The organism is Winogradskyella vidalii, from assembly GCF_013403955.1.
GTDB classification, from domain to species: Bacteria; Bacteroidota; Bacteroidia; order Flavobacteriales; family Flavobacteriaceae; genus Winogradskyella; species Winogradskyella vidalii.
In genome coordinates this window covers 14,402-34,334 of record NZ_JABFDG010000005.1, presented here as the reverse complement: position 1 = coordinate 34,334, position 19,933 = coordinate 14,402, and the positions used below count along the sequence as shown (strand labels likewise).

Annotated in this window: 16 protein-coding genes; 7 read left to right on the top strand and 9 right to left on the bottom strand. The window is 33.7% G+C overall.

Annotation, left to right across the window (positions count from 1 at the left end):
• The first annotated feature begins 8 nt into the window (after nucleotides 1–8).
• The 3 genes from HM982_RS12200 (at nucleotide 9) to HM982_RS12190 (ending at nucleotide 5,485) form a co-directional block, all read left to right on the top strand.
• The gene (locus HM982_RS12200; protein ID WP_179353528.1) at nucleotides 9–3,260 is read left to right on the top strand and encodes an efflux RND transporter permease subunit; all 3,252 of its coding nucleotides are present in this window, start codon (nucleotides 9–11) and stop codon (nucleotides 3,258–3,260) included.
• Nucleotides 3,253–4,701, top strand: coding sequence for a TolC family protein (locus tag HM982_RS12195; protein ID WP_179353527.1), 1,449 nt, complete (start codon nucleotides 3,253–3,255; stop codon nucleotides 4,699–4,701). Before HM982_RS12200 ends, HM982_RS12195 begins: the two co-directional genes overlap by 8 nt.
• A 217-nt stretch (nucleotides 4,702–4,918) precedes the next feature.
• The gene (locus HM982_RS12190) at nucleotides 4,919–5,485 is read left to right on the top strand and encodes a hypothetical protein (protein ID WP_179353526.1); all 567 of its coding nucleotides are present in this window, start codon (nucleotides 4,919–4,921) and stop codon (nucleotides 5,483–5,485) included.
• Nucleotides 5,486–5,681: 196 nt separating this feature from the next.
• On the opposite strand, the gene HM982_RS12185 is transcribed toward HM982_RS12190, so the two are convergent.
• On the bottom strand, nucleotides 5,682–6,431 hold the full coding sequence (locus HM982_RS12185) for an SDR family NAD(P)-dependent oxidoreductase (protein ID WP_179353525.1): 750 nt from the start codon (nucleotides 6,429–6,431) through the stop codon (nucleotides 5,682–5,684).
• A 48-nt stretch (nucleotides 6,432–6,479) separates the two neighbouring features.
• On the bottom strand, nucleotides 6,480–7,511 hold the full coding sequence (locus HM982_RS12180; protein ID WP_179353524.1) for an NAD(P)-dependent alcohol dehydrogenase: 1,032 nt from the start codon (nucleotides 7,509–7,511) through the stop codon (nucleotides 6,480–6,482).
• A 207-nt stretch (nucleotides 7,512–7,718) separates the two neighbouring features.
• Between HM982_RS12180 and HM982_RS12175 the strand changes: the two genes are divergently transcribed.
• The 3 genes from HM982_RS12175 (at nucleotide 7,719) to HM982_RS12165 (ending at nucleotide 10,677) form a co-directional block, all read left to right on the top strand.
• Entirely contained in the window at nucleotides 7,719–8,615 is an 897-nt protein-coding gene (locus HM982_RS12175) for an AraC family transcriptional regulator (RefSeq protein ID WP_179353523.1), read from the top strand.
• 364 nt (nucleotides 8,616–8,979) lie between these two features.
• Nucleotides 8,980–9,861, top strand: coding sequence for a hypothetical protein (locus HM982_RS12170; protein ID WP_179353522.1), 882 nt, complete (start codon nucleotides 8,980–8,982; stop codon nucleotides 9,859–9,861).
• A gap of 270 nt (nucleotides 9,862–10,131) precedes the next feature.
• Complete coding sequence (locus tag HM982_RS12165; RefSeq protein ID WP_179353521.1) at nucleotides 10,132–10,677, top strand: HNH endonuclease; 546 nt, start codon at nucleotides 10,132–10,134, stop codon at nucleotides 10,675–10,677.
• Nucleotides 10,678–10,928: 251 nt separating this feature from the next.
• On the opposite strand, the gene HM982_RS12160 is transcribed toward HM982_RS12165, so the two are convergent.
• The 4 genes from HM982_RS12160 to HM982_RS12145 all read right to left on the bottom strand — a co-directional run bounded on the left by HM982_RS12160 (nucleotide 10,929) and on the right by HM982_RS12145 (nucleotide 15,068).
• Complete coding sequence (locus HM982_RS12160) at nucleotides 10,929–11,417, bottom strand: hypothetical protein (RefSeq protein ID WP_179353520.1); 489 nt, start codon at nucleotides 11,415–11,417, stop codon at nucleotides 10,929–10,931.
• A 104-nt stretch (nucleotides 11,418–11,521) separates the two neighbouring features.
• A complete protein-coding gene (locus tag HM982_RS12155) occupies nucleotides 11,522–11,998 on the bottom strand; it encodes an Hsp20/alpha crystallin family protein (protein ID WP_179353519.1) in 477 nt (158 codons plus the stop codon).
• A 224-nt stretch (nucleotides 11,999–12,222) separates the two neighbouring features.
• The gene (locus HM982_RS12150) at nucleotides 12,223–13,107 is read right to left on the bottom strand and encodes a patatin-like phospholipase family protein (protein WP_179353518.1); all 885 of its coding nucleotides are present in this window, start codon (nucleotides 13,105–13,107) and stop codon (nucleotides 12,223–12,225) included.
• Complete coding sequence (locus HM982_RS12145) at nucleotides 13,107–15,068, bottom strand: M1 family metallopeptidase (protein ID WP_179353517.1); 1,962 nt, start codon at nucleotides 15,066–15,068, stop codon at nucleotides 13,107–13,109. The genes HM982_RS12150 and HM982_RS12145 overlap by 1 nt, the downstream gene beginning before the upstream one ends.
• A 189-nt stretch (nucleotides 15,069–15,257) precedes the next feature.
• On the opposite strand from HM982_RS12145, the gene recG reads away from it, so the two are divergent.
• Nucleotides 15,258–17,360 (top strand): ATP-dependent DNA helicase RecG, encoded by a 2,103-nt coding sequence (gene recG / locus HM982_RS12140; protein WP_179353516.1) that lies wholly within the window; start codon nucleotides 15,258–15,260, stop codon nucleotides 17,358–17,360.
• Nucleotides 17,361–17,765: 405 nt separating this feature from the next.
• On the opposite strand, the gene HM982_RS12135 is transcribed toward recG, so the two are convergent.
• From HM982_RS12135 to HM982_RS12125, 3 genes are all read right to left on the bottom strand, one after another.
• Nucleotides 17,766–18,407 carry an SDR family oxidoreductase gene (locus HM982_RS12135; RefSeq protein WP_179353515.1) on the bottom strand — a complete coding sequence of 214 codons (642 nt, stop codon included), beginning with the start codon at nucleotides 18,405–18,407 and terminating at the stop codon, nucleotides 17,766–17,768.
• A gap of 14 nt (nucleotides 18,408–18,421) precedes the next feature.
• The gene (locus HM982_RS12130) at nucleotides 18,422–18,574 is read right to left on the bottom strand and encodes a YqaE/Pmp3 family membrane protein (protein ID WP_179353514.1); all 153 of its coding nucleotides are present in this window, start codon (nucleotides 18,572–18,574) and stop codon (nucleotides 18,422–18,424) included.
• Nucleotides 18,575–18,708: 134 nt separating this feature from the next.
• Nucleotides 18,709–19,926 (bottom strand): peroxiredoxin family protein, encoded by a 1,218-nt coding sequence (locus HM982_RS12125; protein WP_179353513.1) that lies wholly within the window; start codon nucleotides 19,924–19,926, stop codon nucleotides 18,709–18,711.
• Nucleotides 19,927–19,933: the final 7 nt, after the last annotated feature.

The following is a 19,933-nucleotide window of genomic DNA, read 5'->3' as shown; positions in this document are numbered from 1 at the left end:
CAGACATTATGTTTAAAAAATTTATTAAAAGACCCGTCTTGGCTATTGTCATTTCGGTGATCATTATATTTATAGGTGGTTTAGCTATAAAGCAATTACCTATATCACAATTCCCGCAAATTGCACCAACTACAGTCAATATTTTTATAGCGTATCCAGGTTCTAGTGCTGATGTATTGGTAAATTCTACATTAATTCCGCTAGAAACTGCCATTAATGGTGTGCAAGATATGCGTTACATCGCCTCAGATGCCACTAGTGCAGGTGAAGGAACTTTACGTGTTATTTTTGAACCAGGAACTGATCCCAATGAAGCCGTTGTAAGAGTCAAAACGAGAGTCGATCAGGTGATGCCTTTACTGCCTGAATTGGTACAACGTGAAGGTGTCATTATTACACCCGTGCAACCGAGTATGTTAATGTACGTTAACCTCTCAAGTACGGTTAAAGACAACGACGAAAAGTTTCTATATAATTATGCCTACACCAAGATAATTCCCGAAATACAACGTATTAAAGGTATTGCTAGTGCGCAAATTTTAGGTAGTCGAAAATATGCCATGCGTGTGTGGTTAAAACCCGATCGTATGCGTGCATATAACATTTCTGCTGAGGAAGTTTTAGAGGCTATGGAAGACCAAAGTATTTTGGCACGACCTGGTCGTTTGGGGCGAAGTTCTGGCCAAACATCACAATCCTTAGAGTATGTATTAACGTATCAAAACCGTTACAATGAACCTGAACAGTATGAAGAAATCATTGTTAAAGCCAACAAAGAAGGCCAAATCGTTACCCTTGCTGATATTGCTGATGTGAAATTAGGAAGTGAGTTTTTTGATATCTATTCAAATTTAGATGGAAAACCTTCAGCTTCAATTGTATTAAAACAAACTTTTGGAAGTAATGGTAGTGATGTTATTGATGCTGTAAAAGAGAAACTCGATGAGCTTGAAGTAGATTTACCACCAGGAATCGATTTCCAAATTAGTTATGATGTCTCTAACTTCTTAGATGCTTCCATAGATCAGGTAATTCACACACTAAGAGACGCATTTATCTTGGTTGCTATAGTGGTATTCTTATTTTTAGGTGATTGGCGTTCCACATTAATTCCTATAATTGCTGTTCCGGTTTCCTTGATTGGTGCCTTTTTTGTAATGCAGATGTTTGGCTTATCAATTAATCTTATTACACTTTTTGCTTTAGTATTAGCGATTGGTATTGTGGTCGATAATGCTATTGTTGTTGTTGAAGCGGTTCACGTAAAAATGGAAGAAGACCAACACCTCACACCCTACCAAGCGTCTTCAGAAGTCTTAGGTGAAATTGGTGGTGCTATTGTGGCTATTACCTTAGTTATGGTTTCTGTATTTATTCCTATTTCGTTTATGACGGGGCCAGTTGGGGTGTTCTACCGACAATTTTCAATAACCATGGCAGGTTCAATAGTTATTTCTGCTATTGTTGCCCTGACTTTAACCCCTGTACTTTGTGCCATGTTATTAAAGAATAATCATGGTAAAAAACGAACCTCACCTTTAGATCGATTTATCGATTGGTTTAATGGTGGTTTTGAAAAACTGACAGGGCGTTATGTTAAGGTTTTAAATAAAATCGTAGCCAGACGTTTTATCACCTTCGGTATATTGGCCGCCTTCTGTGTTGGAATTTTCTTTACAAACGAGGTGTTACCCGCAGGATTTATTCCTAACGAAGACCAAGGAATGATTTATGCCATTATTCAAACACCTCCTGGAGCGACTTTAGAGCGTACCAATGAAGTGGCTAAAAATCTTCAGAAAATCTGTGAAGAAATGGACGGTGTAGAATCGGTATCTTCTTTAGCAGGTTATGAAATTATGACTGAAGGTCGTGGCTCTAATGCCGGAACCTGTTTAATCAACCTTAAACCATGGTCAGAGCGTGAGCACTCGGTTCATGAAATCATGGAGGCCTTAGAAGAAGAAACCAAAAACTTAGGAGCTATTATAGAATACTTTGAACCGCCAGCAGTACCCGGTTTTGGATCTTCAGGTGGATTTGCCATGCGTTTATTAGATAAGACAAACTCAACAGATTACCATCATTTTGAGAGTGTAAACAATGACTTTATGAAAGCCTTATCGGAACGCGAAGAGCTGACCGGTTTATTCACTTTCTTCTCTGCCAACTATCCGCAATATGAGTTAAAAATCAATAATAAAATTGCGATGCAGAAAGGCGTAACTATTGGTACAGCCATGGAAAATCTCAATATTTTAATTGGCAGTACCTATGAGCAAGGGTTTATTCGTTTTGGTCGTTTCTTTAAAGTATATACACAAGCCGCACCAGAATACAGACGCTTACCTACGGATCTCGATAAGTTATTTGTAAAAAATGAAGAAGGTGAAATGGTGCCCTACTCTGCTTTTATGAGTATTGAAAAAAAATTAGGACCTAACGAAATTACACGTTATAACCTTTACAATTCAGCATCCATTAGAGGCTTACCAGCAACGGGATTTACCAGTGATGATGCTATAAAAGCCATCAAAGAAGTCGCAGCCACAAAATTACCTAGAGGTTACGATATTGCTTGGGAAGGTTTAAGTTATGATGAAGCCCAAAGAGGGAATGAATCTATCTATATTTTTATAGTCGTACTTATATTTGTGTACTTTGTTTTGGCCGCACAATACGAAAGTTTCCTATTGCCTTTTGCTGTTATTTTATCCTTACCTGTTGGTGTATTTGGTTCTTTTATTTTACTTAAATCCATGGGATTAGCCAATGATGTTTATGCTCAAATTGGCGTTATCATGCTGGTTGGCTTACTCGGTAAAAATGCAGTTTTAATTGTAGAATTTGCCGTACAGAAACGACGACAAGGCGCTACCATTTTAGATGCTGCGATTGAAGGCTCAAGAGCACGATTTAGACCTATCTTAATGACATCCTTTGCATTTATTGCCGGATTAATTCCGTTAGTTATTGCCTCAGGAGCAGGTGCTATTGGTAATAGAACCATTGGGGGTTCTGCTTTAGGTGGTATGCTAATTGGTACACTTGGCGGGGTTTTAATTATTCCAGGACTGTACTACATATTTGCAAAAATGGCAGACGGTAAAAGTCTAATTAAAGATGAAGCCAGCGAACCTATTTCTGAAGAGATGATGCGCGTTAGTGAAACTAAAAATCAAACTGTAGCCAATACTGAAGAAATCAGTAAGCTCAGAAAACTATTGAAAAAACTTCGTAAAAACAGAAACGATGACTAAGATAAAAACATATACATATAGAAAATCGTACTTCATTGGCATGCTCACCTTACTCCTAGTTTTTTCTTGTGTCCCAACACAAAAAGCTATTAGAGACGTCAATATAGAAGTCCCAGAACACTACCAAAATGAATCCTCAGATACCGCAAATGTGGCTACCGTACAGTGGAAAAATTTCTTTTCCGATTCAAAGTTAGTGGCACTAATTGATACGGCTTTGGCCAATAACCAAGAGCTTCATATTATGTTACAGCAAATTGCGATGGCTAATAATGAAGTTAAGGTAAGACAAGGGGAATATCTCCCTTTTGTCAACGTTTATGCAGGTGCTGAAGTAGAAAAAGTAGGTGAATACACTCGTAATGGTGCTGTAGAACAGCAATTAGATATCAGAGAAGGCGAAGAATTCCCTGAACCTTTAACTGATTTTTCAGTGGGTTTAGATGTCTCATGGGAACTCGACGTTTGGAAACAACTGCGCAATGGCAAAAAAGCAGCCGTGTTAGAATACCTAAGTACTATAGAAGGTAAGAATTTTATGGTCACTAATATCGTTTCAGAAATTGCCAATTCCTATTACGAGCTTTTAGCACTAGACAATCAATTAAGTATTATTGAACAGAATTTAGAGATTCAAAATAATGCTTTAGAGATGGTAAAACTGCAAAAGCAAGCGGCAAGAGCTACGCAGTTAGCCGTGAGACGCTTTGAAGCAGAAGTCTTTAAAAATCAAAGTAATAAATTTGAGATTCAACAACAGATTGTAGAAACAGAAAATAAGATTAATTTCTTGTTAGGTCGATATCCACAAACTATTGACAGAGATGCTTCTGATTTTATTGATCGTCCGATTGCTAGTATTGAAGCCGGATTACCTGCACAGCTGTTAGCTAACAGACCAGATATTAAACAAGCTGAATATGAATTAGAAGCTTCAAAATTGAATGTCAAAATTGCCAAAGCGAACTTCTACCCTTCTCTAGGTATTAAAGCTGGTATTGGTTTACAAGCGTTTAACACAAAGTATTTAACCAGCACACCAGAATCACTTTTATACTCATTAGTTGGCGATGTCGTTAGTCCGTTAATAAACCGAAACGCTATTAAAGCAGCATATAGCAATGCTAACAGCCAACAATTACAAGCAGTGTTTGAATATGAAAAAGCCATTCTAAACGGCTATATTGAAGTAGCCAACACACTGTCTGACATTAATAATCTAAAAGCAAATTACGACCTAAAAGCCCAACAAGTTGATGCTATGACGGAAGCTATTGCCCTTTCTATTCAACTTTTTAAATCTGCCAGAGCAGAATACACCGAAGTTTTATTAACACAAAGAGAAGCTTTAGACTCTAAATTAGAAATTATTGAAACCAAAAGAGACCAATTTTTAGCGAACGTTAAAATTTATAAAGCCTTAGGAGGCGGTTGGAATTAATTAAGGGGATTCCAAGGTCTGATAGCCATTTTACAATTTGTAAAATGGCTTTTTTTTTTAAGATGCTAATACTCATAATAATAAAAATAATAATAGCACTACTAGTGAAAATATAAAAAACTGATCAGATTCTAAAAGGTAGATTGGATAACACTTATATTTATAATTTTATAACATGTTGTACCCAATTTGACGAGCGACCTACGAAAAACAAAAAATGGAATTATATAAAAGGATTATTGAACTAATTGATGCGAATCTGATTCACTGTTTGATTCCTATAATTCTGACATTAATATTTATGGAACTAATTTTCAAAAACCGATTTGAAACTAAAAAAGTTCTGAATCTAATTCGCTGGACAATTATTATTTATACGATAGTTACTTTTACTTTTTACCTGATTGAAATGGCTATGAATCCCGATGAACACGCCTTTATCAATCGAGCTAATGGACCATATGCAATTGCTTATTGGATTATGTTTTTTGGAGCCCTTATATTACCACTTACATTGTTTATTAAAAATTTAGCATCGAAATTTTGGTATGTATTATTTGTTGCGTTCGGAATGAAAAGCGGAATGTACCTAGAACGTTTTGTAATACTAACAACAAGCTTCCATAGAGACTATCAAACTGAAAATGGAAACCTGAGACTTATAGAATCAGTAACGTATGGAATTGGAATATTCTTTATCCAAGGAATCATAATTGCGATGTTAACTTTAGGAATATTTGAAATAATAAAAAGAAACAAAAACGGGGTAAAACACGTTGTATAATTAATGGCTAATCCTAACCTACTTACAAAAATCCTCAGAGATTTTACTTCGCCTGTTCGCTGAGCACGGACCTATTCGGTTTATATTTGTCAACTTAGTAGCTAAGTTTGCAAGTACACACCAAACTAAAATTCGATAAGATTTTTAGAAGTTGGCGAGTACAAGCAATTATTTTAATCATTGTATTTTAGTGTCACTAAATAGCGGTATATCCACCGTCAATTAAGTAATACCCACCAGTCATAAATGATGATTTTTCAGAACTCAGGAATAATACTAATTCAGCTATTTCTTCTGACCTACCTAATCTATTCATAGGATGTTTGGCCTTAAGTTCTTCTAAGATTTCTGGAGGCAACCCTTTTAATAAAGGAGTTTCAATATATCCTGGGCCAACAGCATTACATCGTATATTTTTTTGTGCATATTCTACACCTATATTTTTGGTTAAACCAACAACAGCATGTTTAGAAGCGGTGTATGCAGGAGAGAGCGCTGCAGCAACAGCTCCATGAATAGAGGCCATATTTACAATTACACCACCACCATTTTTTTCCATTTGTTCTATTTCATATTTACAAGCATAGAAAACGCCATTCAAATTAATATCGATAACATTACGCCATCCTTCTATAGAAAAAGCCCCAGTATTATTCTGTTCTCCGCCTATACCAGCATTATTGCAGGCGATATCTAATCTACCATATTTTTCTACTGTTTTTTGAATTAAATTCTTAATGTCTTCTGCTTTTGAGACATCGCCTTCTACAAAAAAAGCTTCTCTATTTTCAGATTGAATTTGGTCTACCACAGCCTGTCCATTATCTTTACTAATGTCATTTACAACGACTTTGGCGCCTTTCTTAGCATATAATTTTGCGATTGCTTTACCTATTCCTGATCCAGCACCTGTTACGATTGCTACTTTGTTTTCTAAAAGTTTCATGTATACTACTTTTTAAATATATTGTTTTTCATATGTAATCAACTCATATTAAGGAATCATAACAGCTCTACCAATAATTTTGCCGTGATGTAGCTTGTCATAAACTTCTTTTGTTTTATCCAAATTATAAGTTTCTATGGCAATGTCTAATTTTCCTTGGTTTGCTAAAGCTATTACTTCAATGAGTTCTGCTCTAGAACCCCAATATGGTGTGCTCACTCTTACACCAAACGGAAGCTGACCATAAGAGGCATCCATTGCTCCACCTCCCAATCCTGCAATGGTTAAATCACCATCAAGTCCTATAACTTTTTTGCCGAGTGCAATGGTAGGGCCAATGCCCACAAAATCTAAAACAACCGCTGCTTTCTTTATTCCTGTAATTTTCAATATTTGTTCGGCGGCATCAGCATCAGTAGTATTAATAACATAATCGGCACCATGTTTTTTTGCTAAATCAAGTTTATCTTCAGAGATATCTCCGGCTATAACCGTAGAACCACAAACACTTTTTAAAATTTGAAGTGCCATATGGCCAAGTCCACCAATACCAATTACAACAACGGTAGCATCTGTGGTAAGTTTAGTTAATGAACGCTTTATTGCGGCATAGGGCGTGAGAGCAGCATCACTTAACGGCGCAGCAATAACGGGATCCAAATCACCAATGGGTACCAGCAATCGCGTAGAAGGAACAATCATATATTCAGCTAACCCTCCATTTAATCCTAGTCCACCACCATAGGCTTGCACGGATTGATAATCACAATAATTTTCTGAAGATACCTGACATGGCTTACAGTGTCCACACCCCCAAGGTCCGTAAACAATTACAGCATCTCCTTTTTTGTATTCTGTAACTCCTTCTCCAAGCTCTTCAACCCAGCCCGCATTTTCATGTCCTAGTGTAAACGGAGTTAGTTCATCAGCACCAGGTATACCGTCGTGTATAATATGTAAATCGGAATGGCAAACGCCTGCTCCTCCAATTTTTATCAATACTTCTCCGGTTTTAGGACTTGGTTTTTCTATATCTTCTATGCGTACATCATCTTTACCATAAAATCTTACTGCTTTCATATATTTTATTTTTAATTATTATTTTATCAGTGTTATATCTATTTGGTTTTATTTTTTTAATTACTTATAAAACCTTCAGTGTCGTACTTATTAGAATAAGGATTCTCGTCTTTACAAAGTTATTTTCTATAAAATCAATATCTTTGACTAAAAGGTATTTTTATTTGACTAAAAAATACTTTTTTTTAATATATAAACCACTACCAGATGTCGCTTAAAATTCCTGAATTAAATATTAACGAGTTTACACGCGGAGAAGCTAAAACACTTAATGCACTTAACTTTTTTGTGTCCGACATTTTAATTAACAATATCATACCCAATACACCTTTTCGCTCTACGTGTTACCAAATAGCGCTTTGTACTTCGGGCTACATTAAAGGTAAAATTGAAGGTAAAGAAATCTACTACGACAGGCATACTTTAGCGGTTTTGACACCTTCAACTGTTTTTGAAATGACAGAAGTATCTGAAGACTACAGATGCCTAATTGTAATTTTTAAGAAAAATTTTCTTGTAGAAGTTCTCAACAATATTTATTTCTTGGATCGTTTTAAGATTTTAAATAATAATGGGTTAGACTATGTCAAATTAACAGATTTAGAAGCAGAAAAACTCATAATACAGATTGAAAATATTCGAGACAAAATGAAAGACGAACAGCATCTTTTTAGAAATGATATTATAAGAAACCTTATTATAATTCTATTATATGAGACTGAAAACATATTAGTCAGTCACCATAATCTTTATTATACTACAGGGAAACACATGAGACACGACAAGGTAATTTCTGATTTTCATGAACTATTACGAAAAAACTTCTTTAAAGAACGAAAAGTACTTTTCTATGCCAATAAATTAGCTATATCAACACATCAATTAACCAAGATATTATTAAAAGACACCGGAAGATCAGCAAAAAAACATATCAATGAAATTTTACTTTCGCAAGCAAAATCCTTATTGCGATCTGGCAAGTATAACATAACCGAAGTAGCTTCTTCATTGCACTATTACAACCTAGAAGAATTTAGTCGGTTTTTTAAAAAAGAGACAGGTATTACACCTCTAAAATATTTAAAAACAAAGCGCTCAAAATAATTTCAAATTTAATTATTTCAATCGATAAAAGGTTACAACTGTATTTTACCTTATTTCAACACACTTTATATAAATGATGTACTGTGCGATTTTCTATCTTGGAAAATTAAAAATTTAAGACCACGAGTCTAGAGCTAGCATTTTAACGAAATGACTAAGAGAAAGATTAACAAATCAAGTAATAGGTTTAAAGCCATAAAATTTAGAATAACATTTTACAACACCATATAAAAATAATACTTAGTTTAGTACTTAATCAAAAGTATGAGTACTTGTGTTACACCTGATTTTCCTTGGGCAAATCCCTGCATAGAAAATCGCACAATTCCTATAAATAAACTTTAAGCAAAACTAAAACCAACACATGAAAAAAACGACAATATTTATTCTTGCAATTTTACCAATTTTTGGATTTGCACAAAGTGACTTTTGTGAAAAGAATTTTGGCGAAAGTTACTTTCCTTTAGAAATAGGTTTTGAAAAAAATATAACTTGGGGAAACACATTCTATATTGAAAAAATAACAAAGAAAATTAACATTGATGGAAATGAATATTATAAGTACGAGCAAGATTTTCAAAATGGAACTGTCTACGATTTGTTGTTGAGAAATCAAAATGACACCATTTATATGTTTAATGAAAAACTAAAAAAAGAAACCATTTTACTTATAGCAAAACCAGAAAAAGGAATAAAATGGACATCCGGAAAAATAGATGATATCAATGGAAGTTTTGAAACACCTTACTGTAATTATGAAAACTTATTAGTTGTAGAAAACAAATACTCTACTGGAGAAAAAGAAATTCGTTATTATAAAAAAGGATTAGGTTTAGTCGCCATAACCAATCGAAATGGAATTAAGGGAATTTGCTTACCAAATAAAGAAGAAGCCCAATCCCTTGTTCAACCTTTAACATTTGTAGGTTGCGAAAACGAAATAGACACATCTAAAATTACGGAATGCACAAAGAAATCAATCCACGCTTACGTAATTAAAACTCTAAAATCTAAAAATATAAAACCACCAAAAGAAGATGGAATATTAGAATTTAAAGTTAGTATTTCAAAAGTCGGAGAAGTTTCTAAAGTTGAGCCATTAAACTCAATTGCAGGCGGTAATCAAGCCCGTAAAGCTATTAAAAAGATAATTGAATCATTACCTAAATTTATTCCTACCAAAACAGCTGAAAAGAAAGCTGTTGGTACTAATATTAAATTATCAATACCAGTAAGAACAAAATAACATTGTCTAACTCCGTAAATAACCTATTCTGATCATCGCTTACTTACAAAATCTTATCAAAATTTTGCTTTGCCTGTTCGCCACGCTCAAATCTATTCGGTTTATATTTGCTAAATTAAACACTAAACCAGGCGAAAAATCATATACAAATACGTTGCCCCATATGCCTCACATCAAAAACTACTAATTCCCTCGAATTAGCGTATAATATACTTGTTTGAGAAATTATTGTAAATTTGCTTTTAAAAAGATTAAAGACGAAGATTGAGTATGATAAGGAATTATTGGAATGAAAAATGGAAAGATATTGAATTTGACGATAAAATATCTGAAAAGGAAAAGTTTAAAATATCTAATTACGGCAGAATCATTAACTGCAAAACTGAGGAGGAATTTTTAGTTAAAGAATATTTCATAAATGGGTATCAGAATTTACCAGTAAAACAAAAAAAGAACGGTAAACAGACTAGCAGATACGTACACAAACTTGTTGCTGAACACTTTCTGGAAAAAAATGATGGAATTTGTGTTATTCATAAAAACTACGACAAAACCGACAATAGAGTTGAAAACTTAAAGTGGGCCACAAAAAGAGAAAAAGAACTTCATCAATTTAGCCATCCTGAATGGAATGAAATTGTTAAGAAAAGAAGTAAAAACATTGGCAAATTGAACGAAGGGAAAGTGAAGATTATTAAACGTCAATTAAAAAACAAAAGAAACAAAATCACTAGAATTGCAAAACGTTTTGGCGTCTCTGATATGCAAATTCACAGAATAAAAACAGGAGAAAATTGGAATTCAGTAAAGGAATAAAGAACCTTAGCTAACTAATACCATATAAAATTCAGTGTTAGTTTTTACTTTCTTACAAAAATCTTTTTAGATTTTTATTTACGTGTTTACTGCAACAAAGATCTATTAAATAAACACTGTATTTCAAAAACAAATCTGAAAATTAATATGCAATCGGGTTAATAAAATCATCACTTTTGCATATAAAAAAACAGATCGTCTTAGTTAGCACAAAGCATATAGACCTGTCAAAAAAAAAAGACGAAAACTTTTTAGTCTTCGTCTTCTGGCTTAATAAATTCTGACTGGTATTTTTCTAAAAATGCCTTCTGTCGCTCAATCATTTGTTGTCTGATTTTATCTAGATTCATAAAGTCTTTTCCAAAATCACTTCCAAAGAAATCGTCGTTAAAAAACTGTGAATTAAAAAGCGAATCTTGCGAAAACACATCTTCAAATCCTTGATGCTTAAATCCTGATAAATTTGTATAAAATTCAGATTTAAAGTGGTGGATTAGACTATCCTTTTCCGTTGCAGAAAGCCCGTTTAAATCATCTACAGACGACCAAGAATAAATACTGTCATATCTAATTAGGTTTCCATTTTCATCATACGCTTTATCTACCTGCCAATTACCTTTTGGCATTTTATCTACATTTTCTTTAGGCTCTAATTCTGCTGCTTTTTTCGATTCATTATGTTGTCCGCTACAGCTGACGCTCAAGAAAACAGTCATCAGTAATAAAATATGCGTTTTCATTATTTCAAATTTTAAAATTAAACATACATAAGCAAGTATAATTTAAGATGAGGCCGAAACAACAGCCTCATCCTCAACATATACCTATAGTAGTATTGAAATAGTTATGAAATTTTAATACGTCTAGCAGGCTTTTGCTTAGCCGCCTCTTTTTTAGGCAAGTGAATACTTAAAATACCTTCGTTATAACTTGCTTCTATTTTATCTTCAGCTACTGTTTCTGGCAAACTAAAAGTTCTTTTAAACGATGCATAGCCAAATTCACGTCGTGTAAAGTTTTCTTTCGCCTCTTCGCTTTCTTCTTTTTTGGTTGTGGAAATTGACAATACTTGATTATCTAGGTCAATTTGAAAATCTGACTTTTTTAAACCAGGAACTGCCATTTCAACCCTATAAGAATCAGCATTCTCTTTAATATTTACTTTTGGTAAACTAATGCCAGGATTAAAATTAGACGTAAATACTGAAGGAAGGTCTCTGTTAAAAATATCATCTAACCAATTAGACCATGTTGGGAAGTTTACATTTGAATTTGTTGTCGCTAAACTTCCGTTTTTAGGAACATTTACTAAAGTGCTCATAATTACAAAATTTTAAATTAAACATTATTTCAAATTTGAAATCTCACGACTTCAGTTTAAACTTTGCAAATAAAATACCAAAATAAATTAATGCCATTTTTACGTTACTAAACTATCAAAATCACAAAATAAAATGTCAAATATTCATCATCAGACCCCTCTTAAACCCAATTAAATGTCAGATTGACATTTTTATGCATCTTATAAATTCCTTAAATCAACACTCATTTTTCATGTCGTCGTTCTGCATATTCGTAACCTTCAAGCCACCATTTTTCCATGAGTCGTTTGCTAAAAATTAACGAGTTTTCGGTAAGACTGGTTGGCGTGTAATATAAATTGAGTTTTACATTTTTATTTCGAGCTGCTAATTTCCCAATCATAATATCATTGCGTTCAACCTGATTTAATAAATGCCCAAAAAGACTAATCATTAAAGAAAACGGATTTTTCCCTAGAACCTTTTGTTTCCCTAAGGTTTCAGCTTCCAAAACAATAGCATCGATTTCTGTTGCACCACGCAAAATAGCCTCTCTAATAGGAATAACACTTCCTAATCCACCATCAGCATACTCGTAACCATCTACTTTTGCCAAAGACATAAAAGGCACATAATTACACGAAATCCAAATCCAATTACAAAATTCTTCATAAGAACAATCTTGTATAGACTTATACTCCACACGATTTAAAGACAAGTTGGCCACTGTAACTACGACATCGTGTTTGTCTTTTCTAATCTTCTGATATTCTTCAAAAGTAACATGCTTTTTTATGTGTTTTTTCAAGGCTTTACTCTCTCCAAAAGTCCGTTTGCGTCTTATAAACTGCCAAAGTGAATTCACAAAATCAATAGACACATATTCTCTATCGCCTTTTTTTCGTTGCACAAATGGGCTAACACTAAAAATATTATGTTGCTGAACATTGGTGAAAATATCGTACAGCTTTCCTATTTCATTAACCGCTAAATGTGGCACTAATAAACTCCCTGTAGAGGTGCCTAGAAACATGTCATAGTTGTGCTTTTCGCGCTCCATTAAATATTGGGCTACGCCACCTGCAAACGCACCTTTACTTCCACCTCCTGATATTACTAATGCACGCATTAATTCTTTTTTTCTTCTATTTTATTAGAAAATTCTTTTGCAAACTTAACCAATCTCCAGTTATGATGTGATTTTGCGAGCTCTAAATTAGCCTGACAAGCATCATTACAGGATTGAATTAAATTTAGGTAATTAAACGCATTAATTCTTACATCTACATTGTACTTTTCTTTAGTATACCCTAATAACTCATCGAGTAAAGCATAGTTATTATCGGCTTCATAATAAGGTGTATTTAGATTTAAAACAATCCAAAGCATACGTAAACTTTTATCACTAAACCCCTCTAATCTTCGAGTTTTAGCTAAGTATTTAGAACGTTCTAGAGGAAAATTAACCCAAAGATTATACAAGGCACTTTCTATCGTTTTATACGATTTATCATCAAGTAAAGTCTCATACTCTAATTTTAAATGTTCTGGAATTTTAGTCATATGCTCAGCTATCGCTTGTCTAACTTTCAAACCATTTTTAAAAACATCTGCAGTAATTAATTCTGGCATCTGCGAAATCACCTTAGCTTTCGCTTCATCAGACACATAATATTTTAAGTATTCTGCACATTTAGATGACTTAGTTTCACAATCTACCATAGCATATTCATTAATAAAAGTCGACTGTTGCTTTAAAAGTTCATAAGCATCATCATAAGGAAAAGCTTTGTTTTTAATCCAATAATTCTCGAATTGAGATAAAGGTTTCCCATGTAAACGCTGTACTTCTTTAATAAAATCTGAAGTTTCAACATTTCCATACTGGCATTTTTCGAGATAGTTTTTAACGGCTTTATTAAACACCACATCACCAACCGCCGTCTTTAAAACATGTAATACAAAAGCTCCTCGTTTGTAAAAAGTTAAGCTACTCGACTTAGGGTCTAAAAGCGATGTACCTTGTCCTGAGAGCTCCTGTCTACTCAACTCTATAACCGATTCTAAGAGTTTAAAATAAAAATAGTCCTCACCAAAAATATCGCGCTCCGCTAAAAGTGCATAATAGGTTGCAAACCCTTCTTGCAACCAGTGATGTTCACCAGACTTGGCTGTCACTAAATTACCAAACCATTGATGCGCCAGTTCATGTGCATTGACATTGACGTAGTTTTTATCATTAAAACCAATTGCATCAACTACTAGTGCATCCGAAAAAATAGTTAGACTTGTATTTTCCATGCCTGCATATAAAAAATCATGCACAGGTACTTGTTTGTAGTTTTGCCATGGATAATTTACACCGATTTCGTCTTCTAAAAAATCGAACATTTGTTTTGAATATCGGTAAGTTGGCTCAACCTTTAAAGAATCTTCTGGGTAATAATAGTATTCTAGTGGAATACCACTATTTGAAGTTGCTGTTTTTTTATCGTAATTACCAATAACTAGAGCAACTAAATAGCTAGACATGGGGTGTTTCATCTTAAAACGGACACGTTTCCCTTTATCCGTTGCTTCAATAGATTCTGAAACACCATTAGCAAGTATTGTATAATTTTTTGGAGCTTCAATCGCTAAATTAAAAATAAGTTTTTCATTAACATCATCAAAACTCGGCAACCAATTGCTCGTATATTTCCCTTGACCTTGAGTCCAAATATTCCAATAATCATTTTGCTTTAAAAAGTAAAGTGCTTTTTTAGGTTTGGTGTTATACTTAACTAAAAGCGTCTGATTTAAAGCTTTTACAAAAGGTTTAGAAACAACTATTTTATCATTTTTATAAGTGAAATCAACCGCTTCATTATTTAACAACACCATATCAATAACCATAGCTTTAGCATCAATAAAGATAGAATCAATAGGTTTTAAAACATCATATGTATAAGCCACAGAGCCAGAAACAAAGCTAGAATCTGGCGCAATACTAACAGCAACATCTGCCGTTTTAAAATCTACATATGCTGTCTGCTGACCGTTTAACCATAGGACAAACAGCATATTAAAAATGACAAAAAAACTCTTCATAACATTTATAAAAATCAATTAAGACCAAAGTACGCTTTTCTAGCTTTTCAAAAGAAACCTCGTATAAAAATTTACTTTATAGTTAAAAGCAAAAAATCACAAAATAGTATATATCAGTCTATATTTTTCTTTCTTGGAATGCTAATAATAGGATTCCATTTTCCATAGGAATTAATTAAATTCGCAGTTATGAGCGTGAAATTACAAACTCCCATAGATTACCTCAAAGGCGTTGGTCCTAACCGAGCAGATTTATTGCGCTCAGAATTGGGTATTCACACGTACCAGGATTTAATTAACTTATTTCCTAACCGCTACATTGACCGTACCAAATATTATAAAATAAACGAACTACAGCGCAATAATGCCGAAGTTCAAATTGCTGGTGTTATTACAGGGTTTAGAGAAGTCGCGCAAAAACGAGGTAAACGCTTGGTGGCCGACTTTAAAGATGACACCGGAATGATGGAACTCGTTTGGTTTAGAGGTCAAAAATGGATACGGGAAAGCTTAAAAATTGGTCAGCCTTATGTGATTTTTGGTAAAACCAATTGGTTTAGTGGCAAATTTAGCATGCCACATCCTGAAACCGAACCAAAATCTGAACACGAAAAGAATTTACGTTCGGCGATGCAAGCCATTTATCCTTCCACAGAAAAACTGTCTAATAAAGGGATTTCTAACAAGGTGCTGACCAAAATTATGCAACAGCTATTTTTGGACACTAAAGGCCGATTTGTTGAAACTTTACCTACTTCGGTAATATCTGAATTAAAATTAATTTCAAAATCTGAAGCACTATTTAATATTCATTTTCCAAAGACGCCAGAGCTACTTTCAAGAGCACAATTTCGGTTAAAATTTGAAGAGTTATTTTACATTCAGCTGCAATTAATTATTAAAAATCTTATTCATAAATCAAAAATAAAAGGCTTCACTTTTGATAAAGTCGGCAACTATTTCAATACCTTTTATAAAGAGCAATTACCCTTTGAATTGACCAACGCACAGAAGCGTGTTTTAAAAGAAATTAGACAAGATTTAGGCAGCAATGCACAGATGAATCGCCTTTTGCAAGGTGATGTGGGCTCTGGCAAGACTATAGTCGCCTTTATGTCAATGCTCATAGGACTTGACAACAGTTTTCAGTGCTGCCTAATGGCGCCTACTGCTATTTTGTCAGCTCAGCATTATCAAGGATTAAGTGAGTTATGTAAACCACTAAAAATCAACATTTCATTACTAACAGGCTCAACTAAAACTTCAGAAAGGAAAATTATTCATCAAAACCTTGAAAATGGCGATTTACAAATCTTAGTTGGCACACACGCACTCCTTGAAGATAAGGTGAAATTCAAAAATTTAGGCCTAGCTATTATAGATGAACAACACCGTTTTGGAGTTGCACAACGAAGTAAATTATGGCACAAGAACACCCTTCCTCCAAACATTCTTGTGATGACCGCTACGCCAATTCCGAGAACTTTGGCTATGTCTGTTTATGGCGACTTAGACATCTCTGTGATTGATGAATTACCAGCAGGAAGAAAACCTATAAAAACCGTGCATCGTTTTGATAACAATCGCTTAAAGGTTTTTAAATTTATGAAAGATGAAATCGCTTTAGGTCGGCAAGTTTATATTGTTTATCCATTGATTCAAGAAAGCGAAAATATGGATTATAAGGATTTAATGGACGGCTATGAAAGTGTGTCTCGTGAGTTTCCACAGCCCAAATATCAGATTTCAATTGTGCATGGTAAGATGAAACCTGCCGATAAAGATTATGAAATGGAACGCTTTGTAAAAGGCGAAACTCAAATTATGGTTGCCACAACCGTTATTGAAGTTGGTGTTAATGTACCAAATGCTTCAGTGATGATTATAGAAAGTGCTGAACGTTTTGGACTATCACAATTACATCAGTTACGTGGTCGTGTGGGTCGTGGTGCAGAACAGAGTTATTGTATTTTAATGACCAGTCATAAACTAAGTCAGGATAGTAAAACACGATTGGAAACTATGGTGCGAAGTAGTGATGGTTTTGAAATTGCAGAAGTCGATTTAAAACTACGTGGCCCAGGCGATATTATGGGCACACAACAAAGTGGCATTTTAAATCTTAGGATTGCAGATATTGTAAAAGATAAGGACATCTTACAACAGGCGCGTTATTACGCAAAAAACATTTTAAAAACAGACCCAAGCTTAGCCTTGCCAGAACACCATACTATTCTGAATACCTACAGAGAAATGAGCAAATATCGCAATATTTGGAATTATATAAGTTAACTGGTGGTGTAATAACTCACTAGGTAATCATTTACACACTTAAGCCAATTACAATTGACAAGAGTAATTCACCTTAATCACAATTTCTTTCAGCTTGATTTTAGTAATAATTTAGAATATGTGTAACAAATACAATGTTTTTTCGTCTAATAATTGAACTTAAACACTCTATAATATGCGTAATTTCTTAAATTCATTCAAACAAAAAGCTATTCAATTTTATCAATGCGAATTAAAAACGTTTAATAAAATACTTGGAATTAAATAACATTTAAACAATTTCTGTTTATTAAACTGACGCATAGTAATTGTGTTAAAATTTTAATTATAAAGAACAAATAACAAAAAAAAAGAGACACCTTGTAGAGGCATCTCTTAAACTATAATATTTCATTTCCTGAAATACTAAAAGTTCTTATTTTCAAAATTACTTAAAGCATCACCGATAAGTGTATCGCCTTCTAAAATTTCAAATGTTGTGTTATAAGGCGCATCATCATTTAAAGACCTAACGAGTGTTTGAGCTACATCTGCACGACTTATTTCACCGCGCTTATTTAACTTCTCACTTAATTCTATTTTGCCTTTGGGTTCTGAATTATTTAAAGTGCCAGGTCTAACAATCGTATATTTAAGTCCACTATTTCTAAGGTGATCATCTGCATTTTGTTTCGCCTTTAAATACTCTTGCAATTCATTTACTGATTCAGGTTTATCTGCTCCCATTGAGCTCAGCATTACAAATCTATTTATATTACCCATTTTGGAAACAGCCATCAAACGCTTAGCGCCTTCTTGGTCCACTTCTACTACATTTTTCCCGCCAGAACCGGCAGCAAAAATCACTTTATCTATACCTTTCACAGCATGAGTTAGGTCTTGAGTTAAATCTGCCATAACAGTATCAACACCTTCATCTTTAAAATAGTTTTGTTGTTCTTCTTTTCTAACCATAGCAACGGGATTAAAATATTGCGATGACTTTAGAATATTAACGATTTGCTTTCCTGTGGTACCATGAGCACCTGCAATTAATATATTTTCCATTTTTCTTTAAATTTTTAACTATTCACATAAAATGCGTAAATAACACCAGGCAACCACCCTACTAAGGTTAGTATAAGGCTAATTAAAAATTCTTTCCCTAAACCATGTTTTAAGAAAACAGCTAAAGGTGGTAAAAGCAAACAAAGTATAATTGTTATTATCGACATTGTAATATGAGTTTTGATTCACTGCAAAGTTAAATCTAACAGTCATAATTCTTTGACTTTATTGGTAGTGATGTTAGCCCATATTCGCAAAATTCATAAACAAAAAGAAGTAGAAATTTAAGAAAACAACTCTCCTACTCAGCCAATAACTGAGCGACAAAGCTTTCAAAATCATTTTTAAATTCTACATACTTATCACCCGTTGCAGGACCATTAAAACCCGTATGAATTTTTCGCACCTTACCTGTTTTATCAATAAAAATAGACGTTGGATAAGACAACACATGATTTAACATAGGAAGCTTTTCTTGAGCTTTAACTTTATCTGAAGTGCCGTATTGAGCCAGAAGAATAGGATAAGGAATGTCTAAATTGTCTTGTAACCTAGCAATACTTTTAAATGCTTTTTCTTCAGTTTTTACATATTCGAATGCTAAACCTACAATCTCAACTCCTTTACCCTTGTTCGCTTTATAAAATTCTGTAAAATATTTACTTTCATCTAAGCAATTAGGACACCATGTACCCATAATTTGTACTATAACCACTTTATCTTTAAAGCGTTCATCGTTTAAAGAAACCATGGCTCCTTCAGCATTAGGAAAAGAAAATTCTAAACTGTCATACCCTTCTTTTAAATAAGTAAGGTTATTAGCACTTTGTAATTCAAATTCTGCATTGCGTTTAGCCTCAAAAGCGGTTTTAAAATGATTCCCCGAATAGAAAGTCCCTTTTAAAATAGAATCCGACACTTTAGCTGTAAATAGATAAGCACTAGCACCATTAAACGTTGATAATTTCATGGTATCACCATCCATTACACCTTCCAAATAACGATAATCACCAGTTGTTGTACTAAATGTACCTGTAACTTTATTACCTGTTTGTTTAAAAAGTCCTTTGGCAAGGTATTCATCTTCAGGCGTTCCTATGTTAAAAACGGTTTCCCACACACCAGACACATTTTCAGTAGCATCTGTAGCAACTTTAAACCGTGTCTCATTTTCATATATCGCATAAAACGGCACGCTCCTTTCCAAACTTTCATTAATAAAACGTCCTTTAAGATTATCGCCATCAAAAATTGCAGCAATATAACCTTCAAAAACAGGGGTTTTAATAATTATAGAATCGTTTCTGTATTCAATTTCATCAACCTCAATCACTTCATAAGCATTAAAAATCTGCAATTCTGTAGGCGATGTAACTTCAAAAAGAAAAGGAAGTTCTTGACTATCTTGAACTTCTAAAACAGCTCTATAACTGCCATTTTTTAATTTTTGAACTTTAGTTTCCTCTTGGCATGAAAAAATTAATACTACAACTATGCATGCTACGATATTTCTAATCATAAAAAAT